The sequence below is a fragment of the Dyadobacter sp. BHUBP1 genome (assembly GCF_050587785.1).
Taxonomy (GTDB): domain Bacteria; phylum Bacteroidota; class Bacteroidia; order Cytophagales; family Spirosomataceae; genus Dyadobacter.
This window is the reverse complement of the sequence record NZ_JBOBIH010000014.1, coordinates 1-13204: the sequence shown is the minus strand read 5'-3', so window position 1 is coordinate 13204 and position 13204 is coordinate 1. Positions and strand designations below refer to the sequence as shown.

10 protein-coding genes are annotated in these 13204 nt (G+C 47.7%); 7 read left to right on the top strand and 3 right to left on the bottom strand.

Going from position 1 to position 13204, the window contains the following annotated elements:
* Positions 1-12 precede the first annotated feature (12 nt).
* Genes ACQ4MZ_RS29935 through ACQ4MZ_RS29925 form a run of 3 tightly spaced genes read left to right on the top strand, consistent with a single transcriptional unit; the run spans position 13 to position 1924 of the window.
* Positions 13-417, top strand: coding sequence for a ketosteroid isomerase-related protein (locus tag ACQ4MZ_RS29935; RefSeq protein ID WP_430851475.1), 405 nt, complete (start codon positions 13-15; stop codon positions 415-417).
* A complete protein-coding gene (locus tag ACQ4MZ_RS29930) occupies positions 414-1016 on the top strand; it encodes a GNAT family N-acetyltransferase (RefSeq protein WP_430851473.1) in 603 nt (200 codons plus the stop codon). Before ACQ4MZ_RS29935 ends, ACQ4MZ_RS29930 begins: the two co-directional genes overlap by 4 nt.
* A 5-nt stretch (positions 1017-1021) precedes the next feature.
* Positions 1022-1924, top strand: coding sequence for a carbon-nitrogen hydrolase family protein (locus ACQ4MZ_RS29925; RefSeq protein WP_430851471.1), 903 nt, complete (start codon positions 1022-1024; stop codon positions 1922-1924).
* Between the two features lie 57 nt (positions 1925-1981).
* On the opposite strand, the gene ACQ4MZ_RS29920 is transcribed toward ACQ4MZ_RS29925, so the two are convergent.
* A complete protein-coding gene (locus ACQ4MZ_RS29920) occupies positions 1982-3574 on the bottom strand; it encodes a tail fiber domain-containing protein (RefSeq protein WP_430851469.1) in 1593 nt (530 codons plus the stop codon).
* Between the two features lie 596 nt (positions 3575-4170).
* Between ACQ4MZ_RS29920 and ACQ4MZ_RS29915 the strand changes: the two genes are divergently transcribed.
* The 3 genes from ACQ4MZ_RS29915 to ACQ4MZ_RS29905 all read left to right on the top strand — a co-directional run bounded on the left by ACQ4MZ_RS29915 (position 4171) and on the right by ACQ4MZ_RS29905 (position 9592).
* Entirely contained in the window at positions 4171-5601 is a 1431-nt protein-coding gene (locus ACQ4MZ_RS29915) for a T9SS type A sorting domain-containing protein (protein WP_430851467.1), read from the top strand.
* Between the two features lie 1055 nt (positions 5602-6656).
* The gene (locus ACQ4MZ_RS29910) at positions 6657-7691 is read left to right on the top strand and encodes a hypothetical protein (RefSeq protein WP_430851465.1); all 1035 of its coding nucleotides are present in this window, start codon (positions 6657-6659) and stop codon (positions 7689-7691) included.
* A 74-nt stretch (positions 7692-7765) separates the two neighbouring features.
* Positions 7766-9592, top strand: a complete 1827-nt coding sequence (locus ACQ4MZ_RS29905; RefSeq protein ID WP_430851463.1) for a YjbH domain-containing protein — start codon at positions 7766-7768, stop codon at positions 9590-9592.
* A gap of 66 nt (positions 9593-9658) precedes the next feature.
* Here the strand turns inward: ACQ4MZ_RS29905 and ACQ4MZ_RS29900 are convergent, their stop codons facing one another.
* Both ACQ4MZ_RS29900 and ACQ4MZ_RS29895 read right to left on the bottom strand, forming a co-directional pair.
* Entirely contained in the window at positions 9659-10081 is a 423-nt protein-coding gene (locus ACQ4MZ_RS29900; protein ID WP_430851461.1) for a hypothetical protein, read from the bottom strand.
* A gap of 74 nt (positions 10082-10155) precedes the next feature.
* Positions 10156-11043 carry a dienelactone hydrolase family protein gene (locus ACQ4MZ_RS29895; protein WP_430851459.1) on the bottom strand — a complete coding sequence of 296 codons (888 nt, stop codon included), beginning with the start codon at positions 11041-11043 and terminating at the stop codon, positions 10156-10158.
* 180 nt (positions 11044-11223) lie between these two features.
* Here ACQ4MZ_RS29895 and ACQ4MZ_RS29890 point away from each other — a divergent pair, with 180 nt between their 5' ends.
* Positions 11224-12867, top strand: a complete 1644-nt coding sequence (locus ACQ4MZ_RS29890; RefSeq protein ID WP_430851457.1) for a T9SS type A sorting domain-containing protein — start codon at positions 11224-11226, stop codon at positions 12865-12867.
* Positions 12868-13204: the final 337 nt, after the last annotated feature.

Below are 13204 nucleotides of genomic sequence, written 5' to 3'. Positions count from 1 at the left end.
AATATGATACAAATGACTTCACTCGAAATCGTACAACAATATTATGAAGCCTTCAATGCGAAAAACTGGAAAGGTATGCTCGCATTGCTCCACCCTGAAGTAAGACATGAAGCCAATCAGGGCGACGTGCGCATCGGATTGGAAAAATTCACTGCATTTCTCCAAAAAATGGACGAGGCCTACGAAGAAACACTGACCGACATGGTGTTTTTCAGCGAGCCGCAAAACAAGCGCGTGGCCGTGGAATTCGTCGTAAACGGTATTTACAAGCAGGCGGAGGAAGGCCTTCCCGAAGCGCATGGACAATCATACGTGCTACCGGCCGGCGCGTTCCTCGAAGTGACCGATGGCAAGATCAGCCGCGTAACCACCTACTACAACCTGCCGCTCTGGATCGAACTTGTTTCCAAATCATGACCACCGAACTGGCATTCGTTCGGAAAACCGGAGCGGGCATTGCCGAAGTTTTCAATGACCTCGCCAGGCTCCGCATTGCCGTTTTCAGGGATTATCCCTATTTGTACGAAGGTAGTGTGGAATATGAATTGGGTTATTTACAAACCTACCTGCAATCGGAGCGCTCCCTTCTCTTTGCCGTTTATGACGGCAAGAAAATGGTGGGTGCCACCACCTGTATTCCACTGCAGGACGAGACAGCCGACGTCCGCAAACCTTTCGAGGACGCCGGCTTTGACATAGGCGCTATTTGCTATTTTGGCGAGAGCATTCTTTTACCCGCCTACCGCGGACATGGACTGGGTCACCGATTTTTCGACGAGCGCGAAGCGCATACACGTAACCTGGGCGATTTCGAAACTTGCTGTTTCTGCTCCGTCGACCGGGGCGACAACCATCCGCTTAAACCGTCCGACTATCGCCCAAACGACGCATTCTGGCTTAAACGTGGTTACCGTAAGGAACCCGCATTACAAAGTACCATGGAGTGGCCCGATCTGGGAGAAACTACCTCGACGCCCAAAACCATGATTTTCTGGACCAAACCCCTTAACCGCTAGCTCTCATGCAGCAAGTAACCATCGCTTCGGCGCAATATCCTATTACCGAACATGCGGATTTCGCCTCATGGCAGCGGCATACCGAAAAATGGGTGTCGGACGCCGCCATTCGGGGTGCCGAGCTAGTGCTTTTCCCGGAATACGGGGCAATGGAGCTGGTGAGTATTTTCGGGAATGAGGTGCGCAACGATATCCGGCGCCAGATTCACGACTTGAATGATCTGAGGGCCGATTTCTGCGCGACTTTTGAGGCATTAGCCCGGAAATACCGCGTCATTATAGTCGCACCGAGCATTCCGGTGATCGAAGGTGGCAAGAAACTCAACCGGGCCTTCGTATTCTCGGCCAACGGGTTGGCTGGTTATCAGGACAAATTTTTCATGACCCGTTTCGAAAACGAGCATTGGGGTATCGACAGCGCTCCGAAACAGCTTACAATCTTTGAAGCCTCGTGGGGCAAATTCGGCATTCAGATCTGTTACGATGTCGAATTCCCGATTGGCGCACAAAAACTCTGCGAAGCCGGCGCCAATCTGATTCTCGCGCCAAGCTGCACAGAAACCATCCGCGGCGCCACACGTGTACACGTCGGTGCCCGCGCCCGCGCACTCGAGAACCAGGCATTTACGGTAGTGTCCCAGACCGTCGGCGAAGCATTATGGTCGCCCGCTGTAGACCTCAATTACGGCTACGCGGCATTCTACACTACGCCCGATAAGGATATGCCCGAAGAAGGCATTATCGCCACCAAAAACCCGCAGGAAGAAGGTTGGCTGATCCAAGCCATCGATTTTTCGCTTACCGACGAAGTACGCAAGGACGGGCAAGTCTTTAATTTCAGGGACCAGGCACGAATGTCCATCGGACTGGCGGAAGAAGCGGTATCTATCGTTTTCAGATCCTTATGAAACAAAATAGCTGCACTCAAATTGAATGCAGCTATTTAACCTCTCTCTCGTAAACCTCTATTTCGCCGTTGTTTCAGCGCGTATTGAAGATAGCTGGTCAAGGCGGGCCGCTATGGTTGTTAGCTTTTGATTAATTGCTTGGTTATCTGTCCGGAAAGCGGCATTTTCCGCTTCCAGCTTCGCATTTTGCTTCGCCAGTTCCTTTACGGACTCAATCAAATGCGGAATCAAACCCGTATAATTCAGTGATTTGAAGCCCTTCTCGTCCGTTTTTACCAGTTCCGGAAACAGCGCCTCCACATCCTGGGCGATCAGGCCTGTCTGGAGTGATTGATCGCGATCTTTGTCTTTCCAGTAGTAATGATAGCCTTTCAAATGCGAGAACCTTTCGAGGCTGGATGCAAGTGGGGAGAAGTCGCGTTTGAGGCGGCGGTCGGAGGATTGAATTACATTCCCGTGCAAGTAGCCATCTCCTATCGCGTCGATCCAGAAGCGCCATCCATTGTTGATGTAAAAGCCAATTTGCGTATCTGTTTTCATGCCCATGAAGCCATCTACAACATTTTGAGAGTTATTGAAATGGATGCCGGATGTGGAGCCATTGTGTTTGATTCTTATTCTACCGCCTACGTCAAGTAAGAACTCGGGTGCGATTGTATTATTCCCTATCCCAAAATTTCCACTTCGCAACAAAGTCAATGCACTTTTCCTGTCGATACTTGAAGTTCCGTTTCCCATTTGGAACAAGACGTCAGTTGGTTTGATATTGACGGGATCTGCTACATCCGGAGTGGCATTAAACATTCCCGCAGCAAACTCCCCTTTAAACCTGCTTAGTATACCCAACCCGAGAGCAGTAGCAGACGGTCCAGAAGCGATAACCTCCTTTCCGATTGCAACAGCATTATCACCAGTCGCCGTCGCACTAAAACCGATTGCGTTAGATGCAAGCCCAGTTGCAGAGGTTTCAAGGCCAACCGCAAAGCTAAAATCACCTTTCGCTTGATTGTTCCCGCCGAAGGCAACCGATTTAGCCCCAATTTGAGAGCTTTCCCATTTCCCATTCAGTGACTCGCCTGCGCGGAATGCCCCTTGCAATGGGTACCAAATCAACCTGTTCCCATCGCCAATTGTCGGCAGCAAATACTTTTGAAGATCAGGATCGTTTATAGAATTCGGGTCATTCGGATCAACATCAGGTCCGAATTCAAACTTCTGCACCACCGGATAGCCATCGTTCCATTTAGTCGACTCCTTTGCTTGCATGGCATAAGGCACGCTAAGCATCTCCGTCGTACCTAAATCGGTATACGCCGAGCTGCCAAGCGGGTCCATTTCGAGTTGGAGAAAATGCGGGAACGTTTTCCACGGTATAGCGGCAAATGTGCCACTTACAACAGTACCGCCTCCAATTTGAATATTGAAAATGCCGATGGCGTTTGTCTGCGCGGTGTGTGTCTCCTGATAAACGACGGTTCCGCCCGTTGTTTCGGAATGAATCGTAAGACGGAGACCTATCAAGGCATTGGCAGCAACCTTCCCGTCCGCCTTTCTTGCCAACCCTTGAAAACTAAACTGCTGAGGAACCTGCGCAATGGCGAGTGAGACCCGAATTGTAAGAAAGGTGCAAATTAAAAGTGCTTTCATCATGTGCTGTTTTAAATAACGGCGAGAAACGGATATCCGACCCACCGCCAAAGAAGAGACGATAAAAGCTGGGATCGCAAAAAGAATGAGCAAATGGCAGAAATAGACATAGCATCGGTAAAATAATAACGTACTCAATGCAAAGGCCTGAATATGGCCTTAGGGCGCAGAGAGAACAAGTTAACGTATAATGGTCTGGTTACGGATATATGCATGCGGAGTAGGACTCCGCCAAGATAGCTTCGGCATAAAAAATTGTACTTTTACAATACAGTATTCTTCCTGCCAAGATCATGCCAAATGGCTTCCAGATTTATTCATAAATAGTCTTATTATAATTAATTATTATTGTAAAACAATTTTAATAATATGTAATCATTTGTAAATCAATTAACTAAAAATATATGTACACATTTGGATACATATATTCTATTCTGACAAACAACTAAATTGACTCCAATAAGTATTATTTTTACAAACACGTATACCGCCAAAACGTTTAGTAAGAAATACTTTACCAAATTCACAATATTGTAACTATTTCAAGATATTGGAGGTATATTGGTCTAGCATTATTTAGTTACTAAACGTCCTCAATCATGAAAACTCTTTACCTATGGGTATGCCTTGCCCTCGTGGCGATTCACATCCCCTCCAAGTCCTTCGCGCAGTGCGCGTTGGTGGAACCCGCAATTGAATTAAACAGTGTTTCTTCCAGCGGCGGCAATTGCAATGTGAATGTCAACCTTTCATTCACAATCAATAAAAACAATGGCAACAAGTTCACCTACGTGCATTTATGGAAACCTACCGAGTATCCCGACATTGATTACAAAAAAGCGCCGAAAGCAGCTGACCTAGGCAGCGTACTTGCAACACTGGCCATCGATACAGACGGAGCTGTGTCTCTGTTATCGACTTACAGCGCCGATGGGACCGTCATACCTTTATATACAGGACTAACTATTATGGAAGAAGACCTGGGAGGAGGATTGACTCGTATAACCATCAATAATATCCAGTTCCCGGTGCCAGGTGCGTGTGAAGATCTCCCTATTCTGAAGGGAGACGTATGGTCGAGCCAGGCATCCAGTGCAAACCCTCCGGTTCACTGCTATTCCGAAGGCTTCAACTTGCAAATCAATGACCCGGTCATTACAGGTAAGATTAACTGCAATGAACCCGAAGGGCCTCGTACATATGACCTGAGTATCATTTCGACTAACCCAACCGCATTTGAGGTTTCGTATACATTATACCTGGACGACGGCGTATTGACAAACGGAGTAACGACTTTCGGTGCCGGTGACGAAGCTTTCTATACAAGCGGTCCGACCAACCTTTCCACATCACAGCCTATTCAAAGCAAGGACGAGAATTATCCATATGATTTCCTGGAAGACAAACGTACTATATGGGTAGTACTGACCGGCCCAAGCCTACCCAATGCAATCGTAGCTGAGTTGCAGAATGGCTGTACAATCACATTGCCCGTCACCTTGTCACGCTTTAATGGAACGCTGCTGAATAATGCGGTCAGTCTTTCCTGGACCACTACAGAGGAAAGCGGTAGCAGCCATTTCAATATCGAGAGAAGTGCTGATGCGAAAGAATTTATTCAACTGGGCCGCGTAGAAGCTAAGGGCAACTCGTCGGTAACCCAGCAATACAAATTCATGGATATCAAACCTTTGACGGGAATTAACTACTACCGCCTCAAAATGGTTGATGCCGATGGCAAGTTTGAATTCTCGCGGATGATTTCCATTGACAACGGCGCCAATAGCGTCGCATTCGAACTTCTGGGAAATCCGGCATCGGGGAAGGAAATCAAATTCTTGCTTAAAAACGAAAACGCCGCGAATGTGGGCCTTTTTGATTTGTCAGGCAAGGCCATACGGTTCTCGCTAAGTCAAACCGGCAACGAGTTTACCCTGAAACCTAAGGGTGGCATTTCCTCAGGGCTTTACATCCTTTCGTTGCAACGCAGCAATGCCAGTGCGATCACCAAAAAAGTACTGCTGCCGTAGTCCACTGAATCCCTCCCTTACAGAACGCCCGCCGGAATGTTTCGGCGGGCGTCTTGCTTTTATCAGTTAACCAATACCCGCTGCACGTGGTTTACCGAAATGCATCGGCGTCATTTCCGAAATTCTTCCGGATATAGATAAGTACCTACGCCGTTTCTTCCACCCCCAGAAAATCGTGTTCAGGCATCAAATCATCATAAGGTCTTCCTCCCACTTGAATAGACCCTTCCTGCCTTTGGGAAACTATTACCAACGATTATTCACAACCGCTGCCGCAACACCGGAGACTGGCCCCATCTCGGCGGCCTGTTCCAGAAAAAACGACACTCTGCACTCTCTGAGGCATGTTACTTTTAAAAGAACATTTTTGAATATTCACTTTTGACAAAATTTATTTTCCTCATTATGAGTACATTACGAAGTTGTAGAGATATTTTTATTTTGAAATTGAAATCTTATCCTTTAAACTTGTTGTAGATTTTATTTTACACATGGTAGCTCATAAGTAAAATAACGTCTACATATTGCTAGTGGAATTCCAATTTGAATGGAAGCTCTGTCTGGACAGTAACTCACTCAACGTTAAAAGACATGATGGAAAATCCTTACCAACGGCTCTTGCCACACGGCAATGTATCACCCAGTTCAGGGTGGGCCCATCCAGGGCAATTTGATAATCCTACCCTACGTTTTAAGTATCCAATTTCGTGGACTTCCGTGTCGGAAAGGTCCAACCTACTTCCTCTTACTGATAATTGCGAAAATTCCTTTTGGAATGCAGGAAAAGCACGTGCGGTCATGACCATGCTTCATAACCAAATGGGTTATCAGATGGTCTGACAGGGAACATATAGCAGTATCCGTTCGCTTCATGCAGCTTGCCTTACAGAGGCAATGCCTGGCATTATTATGCGATGGGATACCAGACTGTTTACGACCGGTAATCAGCCAATGTTGGTCAGGCCTCCACAGGCCCGCTGACCCGGGAAAATATTGAACTTATTGAACCAATTTAATAATCCGCCGAATATCCTTTTTCACTAAATCTAACTCGTATGAAAACACGTACTCTGAGATTACTCACCCTTCTGATGTTCCTCACATTCTTCCTTTATGAATGTAAGGACAAAGAAGCGGATTCACTCGAACCAGCCAATACCGAGCTTTCCAATCAATTGGACAAGTTGGAAATGGCTCCTACCACACTTGAAGAGACACCGGACGTCAAACTCGTACCCGGAAAAGTGGAAGCTTCGGCTAAAACGCAGGAACTCAACAAATCGCTCAGCACAGTTACTGCCAGCAACATTCCTGCAAGCGTTTCAAAAGCCGCCGAAGAGGTATCGGCTTCGCTTTCACAGGCTGACATCAAGGCTCTGAACGAAGTTTCACCTGCACAAGCTAGCAAATCAGTGCTCAACTCTGAGCAGGTGCGTGCTATCCTGAACAAGGCATCTGCCGACGCGAAACTTCAAAGCTATCTTTCATTGCTTACTGCGGCCAAGGTAGAAGGCCTCTCTGACGGCAAAAGAACCGGTGCAGTAACAGATGGATCTGTCACCAGCCCCGCGATCGAAGCAGGTAATACTGACGACTGTATCGCCCGTGCGAACGAGAAGTTTGAAAAAACCAAGGAGCGTCTGGACGACAGCAAAGCAAGAGAGCTGGGAAAGATCAATGACAACTACAACAAGGATCTGGAACGCATTCAGAGAAACCTTGAAAAGTGTACAGGCGAAAACAACGCTGCGTATTTCGAAGCGCTTCGTCAGGCTGGCATTAAGGTTGCAAACGATGCATTGGCCGCATTGGAAAAAGTAAAACCATTCCTGCGCCCTGGCCAGTACGAATACCTCAAAGCACTGATCAATGTCCAACTGCTCGACTATCTGGACAAAGTGAATCAGTTGGAAGCAGCGAAAACTGCTACCTGCACTGAAATCGCGGAAAAAGCGAAGGCACGTGCAGAAGAGACCAAAAACTCAAACACTGCCCGCGTGGAAGCTAATTACAATGATGCTCTTGCAAAGGCGATCGAGTTGAGGGATAAAATGATCGAAAACTGCCACAACCAAGGCGGCGGTAAATAACGATACGGCGGATGATTCAATTTGTTAGAGGCAGAAGGGGGAATGTATTGTTTCCCTTTCTGCTTGCTCTATGTTTGAGCTCCCATATACACGCACAAACGAACATTTCGGGCAAGCCAGGCCTGATCTACATTCCCTCGGCCCAACAGACAAACGACGCTGCGCTCCAGTTTGGCTACCATTTCAATCCGATCCGCTATGGATTCAGGTACAACCGCAGGAATTCGGAGGGAATTTATTTTGCCAATGTGACATTGCTGCCCAGGCTGGAAATCAACGTGAACCTGCTTCGGATCAATCACGAGGTAAAACGCGGACAGAAAGGCATTGGAGACCGCCAGTTGGATATCAAATATGTCTTTTTAAAAGAAACTGCTAAACGCCCCGCAGTCGCGATTATTCTTTCCGCTCCGTTCGGGATCGATAACTCCTTATCTACCAACGCGCTCGTGGCGAGTAAAACGTTCTCCCTGGGTAACCGGATTTATGCAGACGTTACGGCCGGATTCGGCAGCCCTATTTACGTCCAGCGCGACGAATCGGAAAAAAGCAACTACAACATTTTCGAAAGTCTCGAGATCATTAAGAAAAAAGACCTTGCCTATCGCTATCTGTCGGGGCCGTTCGGCGGTTTCAACTTGCGGTTCGACAACAAAGCAGGCTTCATGGCCGAATGGGACAGCCAGCATTTCAATGCGGGCCTCTATGCTACCCTTTTCAAACGCTGGACCATTCAGGCAGGTGTACTGAATTTCGATCAGATTACCTTCGGCACTTCCTATGCGGTGAATATGCTGCCGCTTCCGAAGAGATTGCGCACCTATCAGGAGGCGGCCCGTGCCAAGCCGCCCAAACCTGCACCGGCTTCTGAAAAAGAAAGATTACTCAATAATTTTGAAAATCTAACCATTGACTCTACGTCAGAAAAGGTAGTTTACGAGCAGCGACTTTACCGCAATCCGTACGTCGGCATGCTCGAAATGGAACGTGCTCTGCCTGATTCGGGCAGCAGGGAGTTTATCCCAATGTTCCAGGGTGTGCCCATCGGGGCTTACAAAATGGGCAAGCGACTCAGCTACCGCCAACTTGCTAAAGACGAAATGCCCCGCCCAGGTTTTTTGCTTAGTAAATACAAGCTTGATTTCTGGCTTCAACCAGTGTTTGCAGCCAATTTCGGCTACCGGGAAAAAACGCTGCAAAGCAACACAAGCCTTTTACTCCAAACCCAGTTTTACCTCTGGAAAGGACTAGCCCTGAATGCCGGCGTGCTGTTCCCGATTACCAACGACATGGACAACCGTCCTAAAATCATCCGTCCGGCCCCTGTTTTCCTGAACCAGTTTCTGGCATTCGGAAAACATTTTGTAAGTGCTTCGGCGGGCTATTTTTACAATGATCAATACGGCGCGAATATCCAATACCGCCATCACGACCTATCCGGCCCATGGTCCTTCGGTCTCGAAGGCGGACTTACGGGGCTCTATTATTACACCAGAAGCGGGATTTATTACGAAAAAATGAATAACCTGCTGCTCATCGCAGATGCCGCTTACCGACTTTCAAAACCGGACCTGACATTGAAATTGTCAGGTGGGAGGTACCTTGCCGGCGACGAGGGGGCCCGGTTTGACCTCATACGTCAGTTTACCAATGCGGAAATTGGTTTGTATGTAATGAAAACCCAGAACGGAACAACCGCAGGCTTCAATTTTGCGGTCCCTATTCCACCCGGAAAGATCGCCCAGGGCAAGAAAATCAGATTCCGGACGGCCGATGAATTCCGCTGGGAATATAGTTATACTCGTGGATTTCGGATAGGCGAACGCTATCGCACCGGTTACCAGTTGGATCAAAAATTGCGTCAATACCACACCGATTATCTCAACAGACAAAGACCGTAATGCACAATTGCCCTGCGAACCAAAAGAGCGTTCCGCAGGGCAATTTACTTCAGGTTTTAAAAGATGCTATCGTTCGAACGTAAAACTCTTAATGTCCCCGTATGCAACCGATCCGTCCGAAAGCAGTGCATACGCACGGTAGAAAAAGAAGTATTTGCCCTGGAAAGCATTACCCGTGTAGACGAAATTATTAACACCCATGACTATCGGCTGGTCAAACTGCATTCTCGCACCATGCTCAATCCGCGGCGTGTAATCTGTATCATTTTCCGCCCGGAAAAAACTCAGGTGCAAAATTCCGTATTCCGTCACCGGCAGATCGCCCAGCGAATCAGCCTGCACTTTAAACCGCATTTTGAAATCATCGGTATACTCGAATGCGGGCGTACTCAGCTTTATTTTCTTTGGAACAACATGGTCCTGTAAAGAACATGCATTGAGACCGACCAGAAAAAAAAGCGCTATAAATGTTCGTAAATGGCCTTTCATGAGATTTTTTGACTAATGATAAATGATTTCCTCCATTATCACAGACCAGAATGCTCACCGAACCGCTGCCTACGCTACGCTAATTTCTCCTTAAAAAAGTCGATTGTACGTTTCCAGGCCAGTTCGGCAGCTGTCTTGTCGAAACGGGGAGTCGTGTCGTTATGAAAACCGTGGTTGACCTCGGGATAAATAAATGCAGTGTACTCCTTATGGTTTTCCTTCAATGCCTTCTCATACGCTGGCCAACCTTCATTCACGCGCGTATCAAGCCCGGCGTAATGCAACAATAACGGTGCTTTGATACTCGGAACGTCCTCAGTAGCCGGCTGTCCACCATAAAAAGGCACTGATGCCGCCAGATCAGGAATGCGTACGGCCATCATATTGGCAATACCACCGCCAAAACAGAACCCTACTACGCCGATCTTTCCATTGCAATCCTTGTGGTTTTTCAGATACTCGTAAGCCGCAATAAAATCTTCCTGCATTTCATTCCGATCACGCTTGCTTTGCAATTCGCGTCCGGCGTCGTCATTACCGGGGTACCCACCCAAGGGAGAAAGCGCATCCGGCGCAACAGAAATGAACCCAGCCAATGCCGCCCTGCGCGCAACGTCTTCGATATGCGGGTTCAACCCCCGGTTTTCATGTACCACCACAATGCCTCCTAGTTTCCCCATGGCATTGGCAGGCTTAGAGAGCAGAGCCTTGATCGTCTTCCCGCCCTTGGGTGAGTCATAATTCACATAATCCGATTGCAAGCGAGGGTCTCCCGCCTGAACTTGAATCTGGTCTTTGTAATCCGGCATTAAAAAGCCCATTAGCGAGGCCACCGTCACGCCACCCACTGCGTAGGCCGACAGACTATGAACAAAGTTGCGACGATCAATACGGTCATGCGCATAGTCGTCGTAAAGGTCGAATACCTCCTGCTTGATATCTTCTTTTCTAAGCCGGGCCATGGGAAAAGGGGTTTGTGTGAAATGGATATTTATAAAGTTAGGAGTAAAATCAGTCTCACATACGTTTCTACCTAACTCCAACATAATGAAATGTTTATTTTACAATTGTATCTGGTATTAGCAATTTTGTCACTACCAATATATACTTTCACATATTCCTCCAACATATCTAAATATGCTATGAAAAAACTGCTTTTACCATTTCTACTTTTATCGTTTGTGTCAAGTTTCGGGCAAGGATCGCTGGAATCGGATCGCTTGGCATTAATCTCGCTTTATAACTCCACCAATGGTCCGGCCTGGTTTCAAAAAGCCGGCTGGAACCCAGTTGGTATCCCCGGTGATAGCCCCTGTGGTTGGTATGGAGTCACATGCGAGGGTGGGCGCGTAACCGGGTTAAACTTACTACAAAGTGGCCTTGACGGTAGCATTCCTCCTGCCATCGGCAACCTAGACCAACTAAAGACACTGATACTTGGCTGGACAGCTCTGACCGACGCGCGCACCGCGTATAATCCACCCTATTTGCCCATTCCTACCGAAATCGGCAACCTTACCAACCTGGAACACCTCGATCTGAGCGGGGATAACGGTATCAACTACGACATTTATGGCGGCTTGCCGTTGCCCGGCCCTCTACCCGCAAGCATCGGAAATCTTACAAAACTCACTTACCTTAATCTGAGTTGCATGCTACGGGATATGATGTACCATGGCTCGCTCGATGGCCCTATTCCAAACACGTTCGGCAACCTGGTCAATCTAAAATATCTGAATTTGGGAAATCAGCAATTTTCAGGTGCTATCCCGTCAGAGCTAGGTAACCTCATCCAACTCGAGTATTTAAATCTAAGCGGCGCCAATCAATTTAGCGGCACAATCCCCGCTTCGTTTAACAACCTTACTAACCTGCAATCACTAGGTCTACGCTACTCTAACTGCTGTGGCGAGGGCTACGGAACGCTCACCGGCCCCGTTCCCACGCTAACGGGTATCCCTGTCGCTGCGAACGTCGATATCAGTAACAACTCCTTTAATTTCGAGGGGCTAGATTCGAATATTAGCCGGATCGATTTTTACGCCAATCAAGCAAAAATTAACATTAGTTACGACGCCCAGGCGAAACTACTTACTGCCGAGGCGGGCGGGAATATCGCCAATAACACCTACAAATGGTATCGATATAATACACTGATCGCCACAGTAACCGGCAACAAAACCTATAATGTCGTCGAAGATGGAACTTACCATGCGGAGGTCTCAAATAGCACTGTACCGGGCCTCACACTTACTACCGAAAACCTAGTGGTAGCTATGCTTCCCGTAATACTCGTCTCATTTTCCGGCAGCAACGAAGGAGAGCAAAACATCTTGGCCTGGAAAACCACTTTTGAAAGCAATAGTCGGGGGTTTGACATTGAGCGAAGCTGGAACGGGACTGATTTTGCGAAAATTGGCTTTTTGCCAAGTAGAGGCGACGGTAACGCTGATAGAGATTATAATTTTGTCGACAAAAGCCCGCTTTTTACCAGCTATTATCGTCTCAAACAATTGGATTTTGACGGCACATTTGCCTATTCAAGAGTTATTTCAATTCAAAATCAGAACACGTACGTCATCGCATATCCGAATCCGGCTACAGACCATTTCTACCTCAAAAACCTGAAAGAAAAAGAGGAAATTGTGATACGGAATTTACAAGGGAAAATCATGAGCACGCAAATCGGTGAGCCGGGCAAGCCATTGACAACAGCTGGTATTGCGCCAGGCTTATACACGATCAGCGCATCTGGTGTGGCGCAGAAGATCGTTATCATAAAATAGGAAATAGAAGAAGAGGTGAACACCAGACCCCCCAAACGCAAAAAAGCATCCTTTGTGGGGATGCTTTTGTTGTTGTTAGTAATTGTGGCGGCTAGGCTGCGCACCCCGCCTGCTTTACCGGGTTTGAACCGGGACGCGTAGTCCGGGACGTGTAGTCCGGGACGTGTAGTTCAAGTATCATCGGCAGCGCCGCTTAGGCAGCCCCGCTTAGGCAGCCCCGCTTAACTTCTCTGTTGGGGCCGGGATCGCGCTCGGCCGGGTGGCGTACCACTGGGAGGAGATGAACACCAGACCCCCAAACGCAAAAAAGCATCCCTTATGAGGATGCTTTTTATTG